Source organism: Selenomonas sp. oral taxon 136 (genome assembly GCF_001554015.1).
GTDB classification, from domain to species: Bacteria; Bacillota; Negativicutes; order Selenomonadales; family Selenomonadaceae; genus Centipeda; species Centipeda felix.
In genome coordinates, this window is sequence record NZ_CP014239.1 from 1,349,887 (window position 1) to 1,369,156 (window position 19,270).

Consider the following 19,270-nt stretch of genomic DNA (forward strand, 5'->3'; position numbering starts at 1 on the left):
ATAGAAAACGACCTGCCGGCTGCCGAAATGCAGAGTTTTATCAGGGCTGTATTTCCGTTTTGTTGAAGAACGGAAATATGTTGGGGATGACTGGTATAGAAAAATCTACTTTATATGAAGGGAAAAAGACGGCATAAATAGGATACTAAATCAATGAAAATATAAATAAAAACGAGGTGAGTTTGTGTCATTGCGGATCAAAGATGTTCTCATCAAAGAGACGGGGGCAAAGCGGATGTTTCCGGGACAGCGGCACAGCCTTGATACGACGGAACGTCCGACCATCGACTATGGGCGGGATGACGCGACATGGGAGCAGTCCGGCGAGACGGATGCACAAAAGGGGTATCGCTCACTCAAGGAACGGTGTAATCAGCTCAAGCAGTATGACGTGGCGGATAGCCTTGTTTACTTTCTGGACGGCTCGCGTCATGTCTATAAGGTTGATGATATTGCATTTTCTCAAAATAAGCGTATTTCGGTCTATCCAGTGCTTGCGGGACAGATCGGCGTAGGGTGCTGTAAACGCCATGACCGCACGATGAAGAAACATCGCTTTTCCTTTGAGTGTGTTCTTGCCCTGCCCGACCTTGCTGATGCGGATAGACGGACGGGCTTTTCGAGTGCGCTCGTGCAAAAGCTCAATGAGGTTGAGGCGGTTCGGCGGCGCGGCATCCATTTCGGGCATGTCTTTTTTTATGATACATCGAAACCAAGTGACGAATGGAAGCAGATTGGGCGGAATTTCTATGAGAGTCGAGGCACGGCAAAGATTCAGGATCGTATGATTTGGCTCGAGCAGGAGATGGTACGAAATCTTGTGAAGGAGCACCTGCTCGATCAGGATCACTATCTCATCAAGGACGGCTCGCTCGAATATCGTGGACTAAAGCGTGGGGATGCTGCAGGCGTGACGGCAGAGATGCTCCATCAGGAGCAGTACGAGTGGGTGCTCGGCGTGTCAAAGAATTTTAATCCCGAGGTCTGCAAGGATCAAAATGGCAAGCCGAATCCGGGCTTTATTGCGGAACTCCCCTTTTGTCATCGTACGCCTGCTGCCATGTATAAGTGGGACGAGGTTCGCTATGCCGTATGGTATCTCCGTCTGCGCGAGGCGGAACGGACGCGCTCCATCTTTGACGGCGCTGTCAAGGTGGAGAAGGTACTGGTCGGTGATGAATTTGAAAAAGGGATGGACACGGAGCGTATCGACGATCTGAGCGCGCGAATTCTGAATGAGCGAAATCCTGTCTGCTACGGCTCGGATCTGCGCTGGGCAAATCATCTCTATCCGATTTATCTGACGGAACAATTCGTCAAGGCACGGTATATTCCGAATGAGAGTTTTTTACAGATGTTTTGAGGTGACATAATGGCAGACAACTTGATCGGACGCGTGATTGCAACGGAGAAACGCCCTACGACGATGGACACATTTACCTTTTGGACGAGTGAGAACGAGAAACTTCACGCGTTCGACATCGTGAAGGTGGAGCATATCGAAGGCTCGTTTTCCTATGGTGTTATTCAGAACATCTCGCATATCACGGATGCGCAGAGTTTTCTCACGAGTTTTATCTCGAGCGATTTTGGCGATGTCGATGTGGAGGGCAATACGGCGCGGCTTGGCATGAACTACGTTGAAGCGGCGGTATCCTACAATAGCAAGGGGATTTATACACCTGTGCACAGCGGTGCAAAGGTATGCCGTGCGAGTGTGGAGGAGATCACGACAGCACTCGGATTGGGGGATGTGAAGAATCCGCTTGTCTGTGGCGCGGTCAAGATGTATGCGGACACGGCATCAGAAATCTCGCTGAGTGTTCCACTGAACGCCAAATTTCTGCTCGGGCCGGAGGGGGCTCATCTCAATATCTCGGGCATCTCGGGGCTTGCGGCAAAGACCCTACGCCATGTTCCTTATGAAAGCGGCGCAGGAGCGGTATATGAAAGAAGAGGAGGAATCCGTCGCTTACGTTATCTTCAATGTGAAGGGGAAGGATCTGCTTGCCATTCACGAGGAAAATGATTTCAGTGAGGAGAATGACCCCGCGGCAGAGCGTGCTCGTGTGATGGCAGAGTATCGTGCGATGGGGCTTACAGGAAAGCCGTTTGAGCAGGTCAGATACTATATTCCCTATGCGCAGCAGGGCAAGTCGCGGCAGAGTACCTATCTCGGGAAAACGGAGCAGACGGAATACGAACGCGAAGGCATTCTCAAGAAGTTCAAATACACGTATGCGGACGACAAGGAGAGCGTTGAAATGCTCTTTTCCGATATTGACGACCCACAGCAGACGATGGATGCCATCATTAACAAGATCATCGATGCGACGGATGCGGACTTTTCGGGACTGTCTACATGGGATGCCTTTCGGGAGAAGGTCGATGAACTGTCGCAGAAAAACACAAAGGACGACAAGAAGAAATCAAATGAAATCTCCGTCCTGAGCTGGCGCAAGTTCAAGCGCATCATCAACAAGGCAATTCGTAATGACGATATGTTTGCAAACCGTGCCGTTGCTGAACACGGCGAATGTCGACTGACGGATGAGATTCGCCGTATACAGAAGAATGATGTTTATGTGATCGATATTGCGAAGTTGTCTGAAGATAAGCAGGCGTTTGTATTTGGCGATGCAATTCGCGCCATCTATAACTTGAAGTTGGGTGAGTATGACGATGAGCTTGACGGGCATAAGCCGCCCACGCGCATTGTGGTTTTTATCGATGAGCTGAACAAATACGCATCGAAGGATACGCCAAAATCCTCGGCAATCCTGCGCGAAATCCTCGATGTTACGGAGCGCGGGCGTTCGCTCGGCGTCGTCCTCTTTGGTGCGGAGCAGTTCCGTTCGAATATTCATCCGCGCGTGACGGGCAACTGCTCGACGCACGCATACGGGCGGACGAATACGATCGAGACGGAGACGAAGGATTACAAGAGCCTCCCGCCCGTCTACAAGAATATGCTCACGCGTCTTGCGCAGGGGGACTACCTCATCCAGAACCCGATGTTCCGCTCTCTGCTGAAGATCCAATTCCCAAAGCCGGTTTACAAGCAATTTAAGGGGTGAGGACGATGGCACAGCCGGGGGCTGTCTTTGGCGCGAGTATACTCGAAACGCTGACGACGGGGATGTATAAAGATCCCATCATTATCTATCGCGAATACATTCAGAATGCGTGTGATGCCATCGATCAGGCAGTGCGTGAAGGTCTGTATGAGGAGCAGAGGCAGGGCAGTGTGCATTTGTTTGTTGACTGCGACAGACGTTATGTAGCCATTGAGGACAACGGTGCAGGCGTCCCTGCGGCGAAGTTTCGCCGTACAGTTGGAGATATTGCCAACTCGTCTAAGGAAGCGAACAAGGACAAGGGCTTTCGAGGCATTGGCCGCCTCGCAGGGCTTGCCTTTACGACACGGGCGGCGGGGGAATCGGTTGTCTCCCGTCTGGAATGTGATGCGGTCCGCTTCTGTGCGATGGTGAATGAAAAGGGACACACCGCCGCCGAAGTGCTTGACGCGGCGTTTTCCTTCTCTGCGGAGGATGCGAAAAAGAAGGATGCTGCGCATTTCTTTCGCGTGGAACTTTACAATGTGAAGCATGAGGCGGATGCCCTGCTCGACAAGGATCGGATTCGGAGCTATCTCTCCTTTGTCGCACCGGCAGCATATGAGAACAGCTTTTATCAGAGTGGTTTGATTACAGGGTATGCCGCAAAGAATGGTTTTCCGCTGGATGAATACCGTATTGTATTAAATTCGCAGCCAATTTTCAAGGCGTATCGGACGAATTATCACTACAAAGAAGGCAAGCAGGACGCTATACAGGATCTCACGTTCAAGGAGCTGAAAGGTGCAGATGGTACGGTTCTTGCATGGCTCTGGTACGCACGTACGGGATTCTACGGTGCTCTTGCGGGAAAAGATCGCGCACTTGCCGGCATTCGTGTACGTGTCGGAAATATCCAGATTGGCGATGAAGATACCCTGCGTCCGTTTTATCCCGAAGCTCGCTTTGCCGGCTATGTGCTGGGCGAGCTGCACGTCCTGCCGTCGGCGGGACTGCGCCCGAATGCACGCAGGGACTACTTTAATGCCGACCCACAACTCACGCAGCTCGAGGCGACTTTTCGTGAGGTCGCGAAAGAGATTGGAAAGCTCTGTCGCTCAGGTTCTGAAATGAACACCTATCTGAGTGACATCCGCAAGCACGAAAAGGAAAAAGATGAGTTCGAGAAAAAGTCCGAGGAAAATCACTTCTTAGATGCAGAGGCACGGCAAAAAGCGGAGGATAGTCTCAAAACCTTGGAAAAAGCCGCGAAGAGTGCGGAACAAAAATTGAAGCTCCTCGCAGAGATGGGGACGCAGGAAGGTGCTTCGGATTTTGACGCAGGGCTTGCACGTATCGCAACCGCTCGACTGAATGCGCACAAAGAGGAGCGGAAACAACAGCCGAAGCTGTCTGCACCGAAGGAGAAGGCTCAGTGTCCGAAGAAGACACAAGACGACAATGTGCGTCGTACGGACAATCTCTCAAAACTAAGCAAAAAGGAAAAGAAAATGGTCGATAAAATATATCGTATTGTTACAAAAACGCTCGTGGACGACCCCGCTGCCGCCGAGCGTGTGATTACAGCAATCGAGGACGCCCTGCGGTGAGCCGCAAGGTTCTCCTCCTCGAGCCGGATTATAAGAACAAATACCCGCCGATGCCCCTTATGAAGCTGGCGACCTATTTCCGCAGACGCGGTGATGATGTGCGTTTCTTCAAGGGAGATCTGCGGGATTTTGCTGCGCAGTTGCTCGCCGAAGAACTCTATCACGAACTGAATAATCCAGATCTCGCTCGACACTTTGATGCCCTCAAACGCTATGTGCGGCGTGGAACAATATCAATTTTGGAGGATGTGCGGGAGCTGTCGGACGATCTCGCGGCACAGGAACTGGCACATGCCTACTACCTGCGGCATAAGCGGCGGGACTATCCTCAGTTCGACCTTGTGGCAGTGACGACGCTCTTTACGTTCTACTGGGCAAAGACCATTGATACGATCAACGATGCCAAGAGCTTCCTAACGGACGATGGACGACTGCTTGTCGGAGGAATTGCAGCGACCATTCTGCCTGAGCACATTGAAGCGGAGACAGGGATCAAACCGATCACAGGACTTCTGGATCGTCCCCATATGATTGATACGGACGATGCCGCCATCATCGATGCAATGCCGCTCGATTACTCTATCTTAGAGGAGATTGACTACACTTACCCCGCACATGATGCCTACTTTGGATACATGACGCGCGGCTGTATTCGTAACTGTCCGTTTTGTGCAGTTAAGACACTCGAACCGCACTATAAGGAATATCTCAGCATCGGCGGGCAGCTTCGCACAATCGAAGAGCAGTTCGGTGCGCAGCGGGATCTCTTGCTTATGGACAACAACGTCTTTGCATCCTCACGTTTTTTTGACATCATCGAGGAGATTAAGGCGCAGGGGTTTCAAAAGGGGGCGACCTATGTGCCGTCCAGTCCGTACGAGGTCGCGATTTCCAACCTGCAGCGCGGGCATAATGTGCGTGGGTATCTCAAAAAGTTGCTTGCTCTTTATGAGGTGATCGCGGGGCGGCTGAACGAGGCAGAAGCGGGTGCTTTTTACCTCGCACGCGAGCGTGCAGGACTGCTCTATCTCCCTTCGGCAGAGCGGGAGAATGCGCTCACATTTGATGCTGTTGCACGTCCGCTCTATGAAAAATATTTCAAACAGGGAAAGCGCAAGCGTGCGTTGGATTTTAACCAGGGGCTTGATGCGCGGCTCGTGACACCCGAGAAAATGGAAAAACTCGCGGAGACGGCGATCAGTCCTCTTCGCATTGCCTTTGACCACTACGATGCAAAGGATGTCTATGTCCGTGCGATTCGGATGGCGGCGGCGGGCATCGACCACCTATCGAACTATTTGCTCTACAACTACGAGGATCATCCCGAGGAGCTATATCTGCGTGTGAAGATCAACGTGGATCTTTGTGACGAACTGGGTGTAGCAATCTATTCGTTTCCGATGAAGTATCACCCGATTCGTGACCCGAAGTATTTCCGCAATCGGGACTTTATTGGGGTACATTGGAACCGCAAGTTCATCCGTGCGGTGCAGGCAGTTCTGAACGCGACGAAGGGAAAGATCGGACGAGGCAAGTCGTTTTTTTCAGAGGCGTTCGGACAGGATATCGACGGATTCTTTGATATACTCTGGATGCCGGAGACGTTCATCATCGAGCGGATGAAGTTCAAAGAGAATTTGACGAAGGAGTGGCGTGCGGCATTTCTTGCGCTGGACGGGGCACTGCGGGAAGAAGCCCGTGCGCTCATTGCGGCAAACAATTTTTCGGAGGATATTATCTCTCGGGTGCACAGCGCAGAGGTGCGTGAGTTGTTGCGTTATTATCAGATACGGAAATAGATCGTATCGGTCGTTGTTAGAGATTTTTGAACGTCGCACAAAAAAACTGAGGTTTGGTCCCTCGGTGGGTTGAATGGATAAGAAGCTCTCCAAAGGAAGGTTTTGCTGCGTCTTTTTCATCTATGGGCTAGGGAAGTACGGATAAATTCAGCAATACCATCTTGGCGCATCTTTTTTGCCCATACTTCGTCGGAAAATCCTCCACAGAGCTTTGGCTATGCGTCTGGTTTACATCCTCAATCGGACGAAAAAATCTACGCCAATCTGACGGCCTTCATTCTATCAGCGATTCCCTAGACTTCTTATTTGTTCACAAGGGCAGAGTTCGGACGTGCTGATGTGTTCCTGATAACAGATGCAAAGTTGATTCGTGCTTGCCGAAATACGGTGCTCCGTATGCGTGTGATGAATCCTGTATCCTACTTGGCAGAGGTGATTGAAGATGATGGATATTAATGTGAACAACCCCGGAGATGTGAGGGCAGCGGGGCTGCAGGTGCTGGCTGCTGCACTGGGACCAGTTGGGTTCACGAGATTCCTCCAGCAGTTCGAGAACGGGTGGGGGAACTATACACTGGAAAAGTATGAGCAGCCTGCGCTGACCTTTGACATGATGGATGAGATGCTTCGCGCCTACTCTTAGACAAACATGGATGATAAGAAAATGCCGATGAAATAAGGGGAACCGAGATGGCAGAGAGTTTTATTCATGCCTGCACATCGGTACAATATGTGAAAGGCTGAATTAGAACAAGAAACCTTGGGCAGCGAGTTGATGGATCGTATATAAAATGTGAAACCACCTCTGTACAATAATGTGCAGAGGTGGTCTTTGGGCTCGGCGTATAGGTGCAGGAATCAGCGAGAAGATGGATGGCGTGAATGCCCCATCGAGGCAGTTGATTGTGCAATTCGACGTGGGAAAGATCGCCCGCATCCGTCTATGCTGGGAGAGGAATGCTGTTGCTCGGATGTGTGAATTATGTTATTCTGAGCATGTCAAAGAATGGATGAGCAAGGGTCAGCTCCACTTTCCCTACTCGTTTTTGCAGTGATGCATAATGGCTGTGCCGCCAACAATAGTGGAGCCTCTCGCGAGTTGTGCGGACGGCCGTTTTCTTTGATGCGCTCGTGCGCGTGATGGGAGGCATTCATTGTGGAGGTCTTGTATGTCTGCGTATGCGTGCCCTTGTCCCCGTCCTGAAATGAGGGGACAGGGCGACCCATCACAAAACTGAATGTCGGCACCTACTGTTATGGTAGGTGCTTTTTTACTGGTTCGTATTTGCTGTGTCGTATATCGTGTTTATCTCATGACGATCTTCCCTCTTGCCCCTTTGTGTGCGGCGCGTTGCACTCATCCGGCGGGATGCGTGCGCTGTCATGTCCGTTCGGGCGGGCGCGGTCCTTTGGCAGCCAGAAGCCCCACACGTTGTTGGAGAATTCACCGGCGGCGAAGCGGTGAACGCTGCCGTCCACGGTGATTTCGTATACGTTCATGGTGTAGGGCTGCCCGTAGAGCGGATCATGGACACGGATGCATTTGCGTGTGTCCGTCCATTCGTGGGCAAATACGTCCACGCCGAAGAGGAAGCATTCCTCGCCGATGGCGGTGGTTGCGTACTCAAAGTCCGATGATTTCTCCACGCGGTATTTCTTGCCGATGGCGGTTGTTATATACTCCTGGTCTGCTGCTTTGGTCATGGTGTCACGTCTCGTTCCTGTTGAAAATCCCCCGCAGAGCATCTGTGCGGGATCCGTGTTTCGGAAGTATTTCCTTTACTTCTTCTTTCCGTCGAGTTCGTTGATGTCGACGTTGCTGCTGGTGGAGGAGAGGCGGTTAAACTCCTCGATGACGTTGTTGAACTTCTTCGGGTCGGGGCTTCCGGAGGTGTACTCACGCACCTGACCAATGAAGCTGTTGACTTTGCTCTTGTAGGAGGCGAGGAAGCCGGTGCCGGATGGGAGCTTTTCGAGGAGGGCGCTGATTTCGCCGATCTTCGCCTCGGCGGCGTTCTTGTCGACCTGCTCGCCGCTGATCATCTCGACGAGTTCTCGTGTCTTGCCGTTCAGCTCGAGGAAGGAGGCTGCGTTCTCCTTGCCCTCGCTGCGCAGAGCATCGATCTGGGCGAGGCGGAGTTCCTTGTAGCGGTCAGTGACGACGGCGTCGAATTTGTCGTAGGCGGCGTCGAATTTGTCATAGAGCGGGAAGAACTGTGCGACCATCTCGTCTGACTGCGCGTAGTTGTCGGTCATGTAGGTCTTGGCGGAGTAGTAGCCCTTCAGCTTTGTGGCGAGCGGCTCGAGATCCTTCAGGATGGCGAGCAGGTCATCTGCCGCTGCATCGATGTCGGGGTAGACACCTGCGACTTTCGGGTCGGAACGTGCCGCCTCAAGGGCGGTTTTCAGATTTTCAAAATTCGGCAGGGAGATGTGTTCCTTGTGCTCTCCCTTGCGGAGGCTGTCGAGGGACGGGGCGATGGAAAAGTCAAAGGTGACGATGTTGTGGTTGTAGTCGTTCGTTGCCTCGAGGTAGGGATTGAGCGCCGCCTCGCGCGACGGTGCGTTGCTTGCCGTGGTCTGCTGTGATGCGGCACTGTCGCTATTGCTGCTGCCGCAGCCAGTGAGGAGTGCGGCAGGGGCGGCGAGCAGACTGCACGCGGTGAGGATGGAGAGGGCACGCCGAATCGATGGATGGGTCATGGAAATCCTCCTTGCTGAAAGCATCTGAATATGAATATAAGATGAGTATTGCAATGAGTATAACGCGGGTGAGAATTTCTGTCAAACTTTATGCGACGTGATGCACCTTGTTTGACCGTGTATGGGAGGTGCGGCGCAGCGCAAAAAAGTCCCTCCTGCGATGAAGCAGGAGGGCGGGGGTGATCAGTGCTATTTTTTCGCGTCGAGCGCGTTGACGTCGACGTTGTTGCCCGTGGCGGCGAGGCGATTGAACTCCTCGACGACGTTGCCGAGTTTGTTCGGGTCGGGAGGTCCCGCATTATACGCGCGGACTGCCGCGACGAGGCTGTTGATGCCGTTCTTGTAGGTCACGAGGTAGCCGGTGCCGGCGGGGAGTTTCTCGATGAGGGTGTTGATCTCGCGGATTTTCGCCTCGGTGGCTTCCGGATCGTGTCCACCGCTGCGCAGCATGCGGACGAGCTCGCGTGCCTTCGTGCGCAGCTCGAGGAAGGTGGCGGCGTTCTCTCTGCCGTCGCTGTGCATCGCGTCGATCTGGGCGAGCCGCATCTCCTTGTAGTGGTCGGTGACGACGGCATCCAGCCGGTCGTAGGCTGAGATGAATCGGTCATAGAGCGGGAGAAACTCTGCCGTCATTTCGTCTGCCTGCGCGCAGCCGTCCGTCGTGTACGCTCCGGCGGCGTAGTAGTTCTCCATTTGGTCGGCGAGCGGGGCGAGCTCCTCCAGCGTGCTGCGCAGTTCCTCTGTCGCCGCATCGACGTCGGGATAGACGCCCGTGCCGCCGGGCGCAGCGTGCGCCGCGTCGAGCTCACGGCGGAGCTTTGAGAGCGGCGGGAGGATGATGCTCGTCAGGTGTTTTCCCTGCCGCAGGTCGCTGACGGTGGTGGAGACGGCGAGGCTCAGGGAAAGCATCGTGCTGTTGTAGGCGGTCGTTGCCTCCATATACGAGCCGAGTGCCGCGCTGCGCTCCTCTATGCTGCGTGCAGGCGTCTGCTGCGTCGGGAGGGGGGATTCCGCGCTGCGTCCACCGCAGCCCGTGAGCAGTACGGCCGGCGCGGTGAGCACGATGCAGAGGGCGAGGGCAGCGCATACGCGTCGCAAAAATGGGTGCAGCATGGGAATCCCCCTTTACATAAAACCTTCATTATAAAAAGTATATGATAGATGAAAGTCTCTGTCAAGAAAGATTACGGTGCACTGTTACTCTGTTGTACGTTCCTGCTGCATTGCGCCGCGGATGACCTCGGTGATGACGCGCGTCCAGTCGACGCCGCCCCGCGCGCCGCCGTCACCGCGCTCGGCGTGGCGTGCCTCCTGCTCCGCCTTGTGCTCGGCACGGCGCAGTTTCATCCAGAGCTCGTCGTCTGTCTTGTCGGAGGCGTCCCACGCCGTGCGCAGTTCATCTGCCGCATCGTCGTAGCGTCCCATGTCAAAGTAGATCTGTCCGCGGTAGCGGTGCAGCTGCCAGATGGGGTAGGGCGTGTTCGTGTGCGGTGTGCGGTCGGCCGCGTCGAAGTCATTGAGTGCGAGACGGTCGCTGCGGAGCTCGTAGTAGGCGCGCCCGCGCAGGTAGAACGCATACGCACGCGCATTCCCTGTGACGGCGGGATCCTCGATGAGGAGGGAGAGGTCGGCGATGGCGTGCTGCTCGTCACCGCGCTGGATCATGGATGCCGTGTCGTCAAAGATGCGGCCAAGCTTGTAGCTCTCCTCGAGCTGTGCGCCGATCTCCGCCTTCTCTGTGCCGCGTGCCTGCTCGTAGCGTGCGAGGAGCTCGTCGTTCTGCCGCTTCAGCTCGTCGCGTTCCTTCTGGAGGCGTGCCAGCTCCGCCTTGTTCTGGGCGAGGGCGGCGAGATCGACCTTGGACGTGTCGACCTCGCAGACGAGATGCACGCGGTAACGCCACACGTCGCCGACGAGCTCGGGCGTTACGTCTTCATGCAGGACGCGCAGCACCGTGCCCGCGACCATGCGCACCTCGTCCTTGGTGAGGGTGAGGTTCTGCGTCTCCGTGTAGCTCTCAACGTAGACGCCCGCCTGCTCCGTCGCGGAGCGCATCGCCTCCTGCCGTGCGGCGTCGCGGGCGATCTTTGGCGAGTCGTTGTCACCGACGGTGTAGACGCCCTCCGCCTCGATGGTCTGCGGGGCGGCGAGTGCCGTACTCGCTACGGTGAGGAGAAACAGCGCGCAGCAGAGGGCGCGCAGAATATGTCCGATCATGCAGTTCACTCCTTGATGGGCATGAGATGCCCCGAGATGCTGTCCATAAACTACCTCGTATTGTTCCAAATAATCCTTAAAGTGAAGTGAAACGGGGATTAGCCGCAGATGATTCCCACTGTGAAAAAAATATTTGCTGCGGGGTTGACAGGAGCGTGCGGCTCGGGTATAATTCCACTATCGCCTGTGAGGCGGTATGCTGATTTAGCTCAGTTGGTAGAGCAGCTCATTCGTAATGAGCAGGTCGTAGGTTCAAGTCCTATAATCAGCTCCATTTGAAATGCAGAGGCTTCCGAGAGATCGGAAGCTTTTTTTCTTGTCTGTGAGAAGTTCACATATTTTGTCATAATAGAAGAAGGGATGAAAGGAGCAGAGGGAGAAGTAGGAAAGCACAGATTACGTACATAAAGGAGCAGTGATGATGCAGGGGCGTGTCTATTTCTATGCCGTCAGCGCAGTCCTCATGTGGTCGACGACGGCGGCACTGGTGAAGAGCCTCCTCACGGCGATCCCGACGTATGAGGCACTCTTTGTGAGCAGTCTCGCGGGCTGTCTCTTTCTCATCGTCATGCAGCTCGTGCGTGACGGCGGACGCGTGTTCCGCGCCTATGATGTGCGCGGCTATGCGGCGATGGCGGGGCTGGGCTTTCTCGGGATCTTCCTCTACTCGGGGCTCTACTACTACGGGCTTTCGCAGCTCACCTCGCAGGAGGCGTGCATCCTCAATTTCCTCTGGCCGATGATGATCGTCCTCTTTGCGGCGTTTCTCCTCGGGGAGCGGATCACCGTCCGCACCGCCGCCGCCCTCCTCCTCTCGTTCTCGGGGGTCGTGGTGCTCACGCTCGGCGGGGAAGGCAGCGTCGAGGGAAATGGAATGCTCGGCGCCGCCGCCTGCATACTTGGGGCACTTTGTTACGGCCTGTTCTGCGTGCTGAACAAGCGGCGAAACATCGATCAGACCGTGATGATGGTCGTGGCGTGGGGCGTGACGGCACTGTGCTCGCTGCCCGTGACGCTCATCATGGAGGAGTGGGTCACGCTCTCGTGGACGCAGTGGGGCGGGCTTCTCTGGCTCGGGATTTTCATCGATGCCGTGGGCTATCTCTGGTGGGCGATGGCGCTCCAGCAGGCAACGAACTCTGCCGCCGTCGCGAATCTCGCCTACGCCGTGCCGTTGCTCTCGCTCGTCGTCTCCGCCATTACCCTCGGCGAGCGCATGACGGGGGCGGTACTCCTCGCCCTCGTGCTCATCATGGGTGGGATATTGCTCCAGAATGTGCGGCGGAGGTAGGGGGCTCTTTTATATCGGTGCTGATTTTTGCAGAGGCTAGGAGGTCATCTGCGTGATCGGCAATCGTATTGTCGTGCGCGTCATAGACCAACTGGACGAGCCAGATATTGTCTTTATCCGAGAGAAAAAGTCCGTCTGCGATTACGTCTCGTCCGTTTTTCCGCATATACATGCTGAACCGATGTGCCGGATTGCCGCTTTGTATCAGCGATTCGTCACGGCGCACCTCCCAGACACGCGCCTTTTCCGGAGCTGTCACACTGTCCCTAAAGCCTGCAATTGTTGCGTTAAATCGCTGTTCGATGGTGGCTTCCCGTTCTGCAGAAGATGGCAGGAAATGGGAGACCATTACAACGAGCAGCAGGAGAGCACCGTCATTTTGAAAGGAAGGGTTGATAAAAGTAGTGGGTCCTGTGTAGCTGGGATGGTAGGAGAATGGCTGCGTGTATTGCGGAAGATTCATCGTTAGGACAGCGTCGTTGTGGTGAAATTTTGTTTCTTTTACACGGAGCAGAGAACGTAACGCAGCACCATCTTCTGCTGATGTTGCTAATAATATGGAGTCCGTATCCTGCTCTATCCGTAATTCTGCTGTATCCATATCAGGCTTCATTTCTGCCGAGACGGTCGGCATGAACAGGAGTACGGCGCAGATGGTCAGCGCATAGATTGTTTTGATGGACATGGGTGCACCTCGCTTCGTGTCTCTATTGCTGTGTGCAGGGGCGGATCAGCGCGGTTCGGGCAGCGCCGCATGCAGCACATCACCGATCGGTGCGCGGATGACGAGCTCGGCACGGCGGTCGGCACGCGTCTCGCTCTTATTGATGAGCACGAGATGTTCGCCGCGGAAGTAGTCGATCAGTCCCGCTGCGGGATAGACAATGAGCGACGTGCCGCCGATGATGAGCGTGTCCGCCGCGCGGATCGCTGCGACAGCCCCTTCGATCGTTGCGGGATCGAGACTTTCCTCATAGAGCACGACGTCGGGGCGGACGATGCCGCCGCAGCTGCAGTGCGGGATGGGGCGATGGTGGAGGATGTAGTCGAGCGTGTAGTGTGCGCCGCAGTCCATGCAGTGTGCGCGTCGGATCGAGCCGTGCAGCTCGTAGACCGTCCGCGAGCCTGCCGCCTGATGGAGCCCGTCGATGTTCTGCGTTACGATCGCCGCGAGATGTCCGCGCCGCTCGAGCTCTGCGAGCGCGGTGTGACCCGCGTTCGGCGCAGCATCGAGATAGACGAAGCGCCGCCGATAGAAGTCGAAGAACTCAGCGGAATGTGCCATGAGAAAGCTGTGCGATGCCATCTGCTCGGGACTGAACTCCTGATGCAGCGTCTCACTGTATATCCCGCCCGCACTGCGAAAGTCGGGGATCCCCGACTCCGTGGACATGCCCGCCCCGCCGAAGAAGACCGCACGACGGCTGGCACTGAGGATCGCTCTGAGCGTTTCGATCTCCGTCATCGTGAACCTCCTTGCTTGACAATTTTTTGGTGAATCGATATAATGAGAATACAAAAGGGCGACTGGTGATTGGATCCGCCGGTCTCTCCGCAGAATTTTAAGTTCTTGAAAGAGGAGCCGACGTGAACCGCACGTACGGTTCTTTTTTCTGCTGCTTAGTAATCAGAAATATGATGTTGACTACGAGCGTTGTCGCCGCAATCAGAAGCGACAGCTTTTCAAAAAGCGTCACGCACATCACCCCCACAAAGGGAGTAAACCGACATTCACCAGTCGCTGGATTCATTATAGCACATAGATTCGTTATAGGGAAGCAAAAACGGAGCAGACGATTGCCTGCTCCGTTTTTGTGTGTGATCCCAAATCAGAAGTTGTACGTTCCGCCGAGGATGAAGTGGCGGCTCGGCATGGCGTAAGCACCCATAGGTGTCCATATGGACGGCGTTACGCCGATGGATTCATAGCTCTCGTCCGTGAGGTTCATGCCCTTCAGATAGACCTTGAAATCCTTCGTGACGTGATAGTTCACGCCGAGGTCGAGGGTCAGATAGCGCGCATCTGTAAAGCGCTCCGTGCTGCGACCCGTCACATAGTTGAGGTCAAGATCCGCATCCCACTTGCCCTGCGTGTAGGAGATGCCAAGATTGTAGCCGTTTGGGCGCGTGTTCGTGGAGAGATAGCCCTTTGCGGCATCCGTGGAGTCAATATGAGCGTAACTGTATGCCGCGCGGATTGTCCAGCGGTCGTCGGCGCGATAGCGCGTAGAGAGCTCGAGACCGCGGCGATCTTCTGTGTCGACGTTTTGATAGTAGCCACGTGGGCTTGCCAAAACCCAGTTGAGCGCATTCTTTACCTTGCTCCAGTATAGACTGCCCGATACGTTCCATTTGCGCGTGACCTGGCTGTCTGCGCCGATGGTGAAGGTGTGCGAGCGCTCCTGCTTGAGGTCGGGATTCCCAATCCAGAAGGGCGTGTTTGCATAGCGCATTTTGAGCGTCGGATTGTTGACGGCCTGCCCGAAGGAGATATAGGCATGAGTTTTTCGATCAAACTTCTTGTTGAGGCTGATGTGCGATGTGACATCCGTACCAAAGTCGCTGTGGTGTTCGAGACGTGAGCCAAGCTTGAGGGAAAATCCTCGCCCGAGCTGCCAGTCGTCCTCAAGGAAGAGTGCCTTTGTCACGGCAGAGGCATCCATCGGGACATAGCCGCTCATTTCGTGGATCTTTTCCTGCGACCAGAGGAAGCCGCCGATCAGCATGTTCTTGTTGCCGAGCATCCATAGCTTCTGCCCCTCGAAGGCGTTGCGGCGCAGGTTGTGGTCGTACTGTGAATTAAAGCCGCCGTCTGTTGTGGATTCGTTCCGATAGAAGCGCAGGAACGTACCCTCGCCCTCCTTCTCTGAGCCGAACATATACGTTGCGCCGTAGCTTGTATCGGCGCTGTTCGTGCGCCCCTGATACTGAGAGGCGCCTGTTCTCGGATTGCTGAGGTGAACCCCATAGCCGTCATCCGCCTCATGGCGGCTGAATTCGAGGCGCAGACGGTCGTTGCCGAGGATGCGGTCAAAGCCGACGTTGTACTCCGTGTGGCGGATGTCGCTGTTCTCGAAGGTGCGCTTTTCGCCATAGGCGTTCTTGTACTGGAAATCGCCGCGACGCTCATGCGACACGCCGACCTTGATGCTGTTCTTCCCATCGCCGCCGCTGGCATTGACGCTCGCGCGCTTCTCGCCCCATGAGCCGAGCTGCATGTTGACGGATCCGGAGGGCTTTCCTGCCGTCGGGCGTTTCGTGATGATGTTGATGACGCCCGAGACGGCGCGCTCACCGTAGAGCGAGGAGTTTGGCCCACGCACGATCTCGATGCGCTCCACATCACCGATTGCCACCTGATCGACGTTGACGGCATTCGTGTCCCCACTGACGACGAGGTGATCCCAGTTGACCTTCTTGCCGTCGACCATGACGAGGACGCGCGAGTCGCCGTTGATGACGGGGTAGGCGGCAAAGCCCTTCTGTACGACGTTGATGTTCGCGCCCTTCAGTGCGTCGGAGACGCTTTTATAGTTGCCGCGCTCGATCTGCTCCCCCGAGATTAGCGTGACATCCGCCGGCACATCGCTGATCGCGGTATCGCTGCGGCTTGCCGTGACCACGATCGCCTCGGTCTCATAGGTCTGCGTGCTGTCGTCTGCTGCCTCTGCGGCGCTCACAGGGAGAGCATAGCCCGTTCCGACGGTCAGTGCAGTCGCGACGAGTCCGCTCAAAATCCTTTTCTTCATCCCATTACCCTTTCTTTTCATCCATGAGGGCATCCAGTCCCTCAGCTATATCCTCAAGCGCCGTGATACAGCGCCCGTTTCCATTGTTCACGTCGGAGAAATTCACGATGATGATGCGATTTTCCCGTACGGCTTTCATATTTTGGAGGTTTGAATCGCCTCGCAGTTCCGCGCGTGCCTCCTCCTCCGTGCGATCCTTCGGATTCACATAGATGATGACCTCGGGGGCAAAGCCAAGCACACGCTCGGGACCAACGGCGCGCATCTGCCGTGTGACGATGTTGTCCGCGCCTGCTTTGCGCGCGATGTCGTCGATGATGTAGGCGGGACCGTACATACTGTAAAGGCTGTTTCCATGTGACTGCAGGATCATCGCGGAGATGCGTCTGCCGCGCGCAGCGGTGCGGTCTTCGACGGCGGCGGCGCGTGTTTTTAACGCATCGATATAGTCCGCAGCACGTTCCTCTGTGCCGAAGATATGCCCCATGTCGCTGATAAACGGGTAGACTGTCTCTTCGAGCGTCGGCGCTCCTCTGCGTATGGTGGCAGGTACAATGTATGCGCCGACGCCGCGATCAAAGTACGAATACACATCGCCGAGAGCCTCGGGCGTGAAGTGGTGCGACCAGCCGATGATGAGATCGGGACGGAGCCTGATGACCTCCTCGCGGCTTGGCACATAGGGTGCAGCGAGAATCGGCAGGGACGCATAGGTGTCCGCATATGCGGGCGGCTCCGCGCCATAGGGCGCGATCGTACCGATGATACGATCCGAGAGACCGAGGTCGATCAGGAGCTCGGTTGCGCCAGGATAGGAGATGAGCACACGTGCGGGCGTATGGGAAAGAGTGAACGCCGCAGGGCGCCCCTCACTGTCCGCTGTCGTATAGGAAATTCCGTCGGCAGGTGTTGCCATCGCCTGCGTTCCGCGCCCGTCGGTGAGAGAAAGCCAGAGAACCAGCGCCGCGACCACAAGGAGGGGGAGGAGGCCCAGCATGTTGGTGATACGGCGGAGCATCCTGCCGCTTGCCTGTGCGAGCCTCATGGCAGCTGCTCCGTGCGGTAGTCGACGAGCGGCAGTCCCGCTGCGTCGTACGCAACGTTTGCGCGTACACCGTAGACGCTCTCGAGCATGTTCTCCGTGATGATTTCCTGCGGCGTACCGATGTGCTCGATGCGCCCATTCTTCATGACGACGAGGAGGTCGGCGTACATCGCCGCAAGGTTGAGATCGTGCAGCGCCGCGATTACGCCGATGCCAAGCCCCTTGACCAGCGCCAGGATATGCAGCTGGTACTTGATGTCGAGATGATTCGTCGGCTCGTCGAGGATGAGGAGCCGCGGCTCCTGCACGAGGCAGCGTGCGAGCATGACGCGCTGCTGCTCACCACCCGAGAGCTCGTTGAAACTGCGCTTGGCAGCGTCCGCCATACCGACGCGTTCGAGTGCGGCGCGGACGAGCGCACGGTCTGCCGCCGTGTCGTCCTCAAAGCTCTCCTTATAGGGGGCACGTCCCATGAGGGCGATCTCTTCGACCGTGAAGTCGAAATCAACACTGTGGAACTGCCCCATGACACCGATCTCCTGTGCCGCCGCACGCAGCGGAATCTCAGCGATGGGCGTGCCGTCCATCAGGATCTGTCCTTCCTGCACCCGGTGGACGCGGTAGAGATGTTTCAGCAGAGTGGACTTGCCGCAGCCGTTCGGACCGAGCAGCGCGACGAAGCGGTCGGCGGGGAGGTCCGCGGTGATGCCGTGGAGGATTTCTTTTGCACCAATGCGGAAATGCAGGTTCTCAATACGGATCTCCTTCATCGCGAACCTCCGAAATTCCCGCTGCTGCCGAAGAGCAGCTTCATGAAGAGCGGCGCGCCGATGAGCGCCGTGATGATGCCGATCGGCAGATCGCCCGCGGGCAGCAGCGTGCGGGCAAGGAGATCGGCGATGACGAGAAAGATCGCCCCGACGAGGAGCGCCGCCGGCAGCAGACGACGATGTGAGGCGCCCGTAAACGAGCGCACGAGATGCGGCACAACGAGCCCAACGAAGCCGATGATGCCGCAGGTCGCGACGAGGACGCCTGTCAGCAGCGCGAGGAGTCCCATGTAGAGGCGGCGCTTCGCGCTCGCGTCGATGCCGAGCGTGATCGCGAGATCTTCGCCGAGCAGCAGCACGTCGAGCGTGCGCATCTGTGAGAGGAAGTAGACGGCGAGTGCAGTGACGACGAGGACGGGGAGGAAGAGGCTGTGCCATTTCGCATCCGCAAGAGAGCCCATCGTCCAGAATGCAGCCGACTGCATACCCTCCGCGTCCGCCGCCATGTAGACGATGAAGTTCGTTGCCGCAGTGCACAGTGCGCTGATCGCCGCGCCTGCGAGTACGAGCTTCACCGTTGAGACGCGTTGGTGAATCCCCGCGAGCAGGAGCACGGCGAGTGTCGCGAGGATCGCGCCGACAAAGGCGCAGCCCGGCACACCGAACGGGATCGCCGCCGAGCCGATAAGGATCGCGAGCGTTGCGCCGACGGATGCGCCAGAGGCGATGCCGAGGATGAACGGCTCTGCGAGCGGGTTCTGTACGCTCGCCTGCATGACGACACCTGCGAGCGCAAGTCCCGCCCCTGCGGTCATCGCGAGCAGGACGCGCGGCACGCGCAGCGACCAGATGATGTCCGTGACAGCGGGATCGACGGCGGGGACATTGCCCGTCAGTTTCGCCGTGATGATGGCAAGCGTATCGCCCGCAGGGACTGAGACGCTGCCCGCCGATACCGCACAGACAGCGATGAGGGCGAGCAGTGCGGCGAGTACGGGCGGTGATGTGAACAGTTGTCGGATCGGCAAGA

Annotated in this window: 17 protein-coding genes and 1 tRNA gene; 8 read left to right on the forward strand and 10 right to left on the reverse strand. The window is 56.2% G+C overall.

All coding sequences use genetic code 11. From position 1 onward, the window contains the following. Positions 1-184: 184 nt before the first annotated feature. The 6 genes from AXE86_RS06530 (at position 185) to AXE86_RS06550 (ending at position 7,108) form a co-directional block, all read left to right on the forward strand. Entirely contained in the window at positions 185-1,363 is a 1,179-nt protein-coding gene (locus AXE86_RS06530; protein WP_232294854.1) for a hypothetical protein, read from the forward strand. A gap of 9 nt (positions 1,364-1,372) precedes the next feature. Next, on the forward strand, positions 1,373-2,029 hold the full coding sequence (locus tag AXE86_RS13295) for a hypothetical protein (protein ID WP_232294855.1): 657 nt from the start codon (positions 1,373-1,375) through the stop codon (positions 2,027-2,029). Further along, complete coding sequence (locus AXE86_RS06535) at positions 1,947-3,077, forward strand: ATP-binding protein (protein WP_232294856.1); 1,131 nt, start codon at positions 1,947-1,949, stop codon at positions 3,075-3,077. Before AXE86_RS13295 ends, AXE86_RS06535 begins: the two co-directional genes overlap by 83 nt. A gap of 5 nt (positions 3,078-3,082) precedes the next feature. Further along, positions 3,083-4,666, forward strand: a complete 1,584-nt coding sequence (locus AXE86_RS06540; protein ID WP_061945741.1) for an ATP-binding protein — start codon at positions 3,083-3,085, stop codon at positions 4,664-4,666. Next, on the forward strand, positions 4,663-6,465 hold the full coding sequence (locus tag AXE86_RS06545; RefSeq protein WP_061945743.1) for a hypothetical protein: 1,803 nt from the start codon (positions 4,663-4,665) through the stop codon (positions 6,463-6,465). Before AXE86_RS06540 ends, AXE86_RS06545 begins: the two co-directional genes overlap by 4 nt. Positions 6,466-6,907: 442 nt before the next feature. Next, entirely contained in the window at positions 6,908-7,108 is a 201-nt protein-coding gene (locus tag AXE86_RS06550) for a hypothetical protein (RefSeq protein ID WP_061945745.1), read from the forward strand. Between the two features lie 668 nt (positions 7,109-7,776). Here the strand turns inward: AXE86_RS06550 and AXE86_RS06560 are convergent. From AXE86_RS06560 to AXE86_RS06575, 4 genes are all read right to left on the reverse strand, one after another. Continuing rightward, a complete protein-coding gene (locus tag AXE86_RS06560) occupies positions 7,777-8,169 on the reverse strand; it encodes a hypothetical protein (protein ID WP_061945750.1) in 393 nt (130 codons plus the stop codon). Between the two features lie 75 nt (positions 8,170-8,244). Further along, complete coding sequence (locus AXE86_RS06565) at positions 8,245-9,168, reverse strand: DUF3829 domain-containing protein (RefSeq protein WP_061945752.1); 924 nt, start codon at positions 9,166-9,168, stop codon at positions 8,245-8,247. 189 nt (positions 9,169-9,357) lie between these two features. Further along, positions 9,358-10,281: a DUF3829 domain-containing protein gene (locus AXE86_RS06570; protein ID WP_061945753.1), complete on the reverse strand. Its 924-nt coding sequence runs from the start codon at positions 10,279-10,281 to the stop codon at positions 9,358-9,360. Between the two features lie 84 nt (positions 10,282-10,365). Further along, complete coding sequence (locus AXE86_RS06575) at positions 10,366-11,385, reverse strand: hypothetical protein (RefSeq protein WP_061945755.1); 1,020 nt, start codon at positions 11,383-11,385, stop codon at positions 10,366-10,368. Positions 11,386-11,583: 198 nt separating this feature from the next. On the opposite strand from AXE86_RS06575, the gene AXE86_RS06580 reads away from it, so the two are divergent. Both AXE86_RS06580 and AXE86_RS06585 read left to right on the forward strand, forming a co-directional pair. Beyond that, positions 11,584-11,659, forward strand: a tRNA-Thr gene (locus AXE86_RS06580). Between the two features lie 144 nt (positions 11,660-11,803). Further along, on the forward strand, positions 11,804-12,676 hold the full coding sequence (locus AXE86_RS06585; RefSeq protein WP_061945757.1) for a DMT family transporter: 873 nt from the start codon (positions 11,804-11,806) through the stop codon (positions 12,674-12,676). On the opposite strand, the gene AXE86_RS06590 is transcribed toward AXE86_RS06585, so the two are convergent. The 6 genes from AXE86_RS06590 to AXE86_RS06615 form a co-directional block, all read right to left on the reverse strand. Continuing rightward, entirely contained in the window at positions 12,636-13,361 is a 726-nt protein-coding gene (locus AXE86_RS06590; protein ID WP_083501169.1) for a hypothetical protein, read from the reverse strand. The two genes, AXE86_RS06585 and AXE86_RS06590, sit on opposite strands and share 41 nt — an antisense overlap. A gap of 45 nt (positions 13,362-13,406) precedes the next feature. Next, positions 13,407-14,141, reverse strand: coding sequence for an NAD-dependent protein deacylase (locus tag AXE86_RS06595; RefSeq protein WP_061945759.1), 735 nt, complete (start codon positions 14,139-14,141; stop codon positions 13,407-13,409). Positions 14,142-14,505: 364 nt separating this feature from the next. Continuing rightward, positions 14,506-16,425 carry a TonB-dependent receptor plug domain-containing protein gene (locus AXE86_RS06600; protein WP_061945761.1) on the reverse strand — a complete coding sequence of 640 codons (1,920 nt, stop codon included), beginning with the start codon at positions 16,423-16,425 and terminating at the stop codon, positions 14,506-14,508. A 4-nt stretch (positions 16,426-16,429) separates the two neighbouring features. Further along, the gene (locus AXE86_RS06605) at positions 16,430-17,470 is read right to left on the reverse strand and encodes an ABC transporter substrate-binding protein (RefSeq protein WP_061945763.1); all 1,041 of its coding nucleotides are present in this window, start codon (positions 17,468-17,470) and stop codon (positions 16,430-16,432) included. Next, on the reverse strand, positions 17,467-18,240 hold the full coding sequence (locus AXE86_RS06610) for an ABC transporter ATP-binding protein (protein WP_061945765.1): 774 nt from the start codon (positions 18,238-18,240) through the stop codon (positions 17,467-17,469). The genes AXE86_RS06605 and AXE86_RS06610 overlap by 4 nt, the downstream gene beginning before the upstream one ends. Further along, positions 18,237-19,268, reverse strand: coding sequence for a FecCD family ABC transporter permease (locus AXE86_RS06615; RefSeq protein WP_442983609.1), 1,032 nt, complete (start codon positions 19,266-19,268; stop codon positions 18,237-18,239). The genes AXE86_RS06610 and AXE86_RS06615 overlap by 4 nt, the downstream gene beginning before the upstream one ends. Positions 19,269-19,270 lie beyond the last annotated feature (2 nt).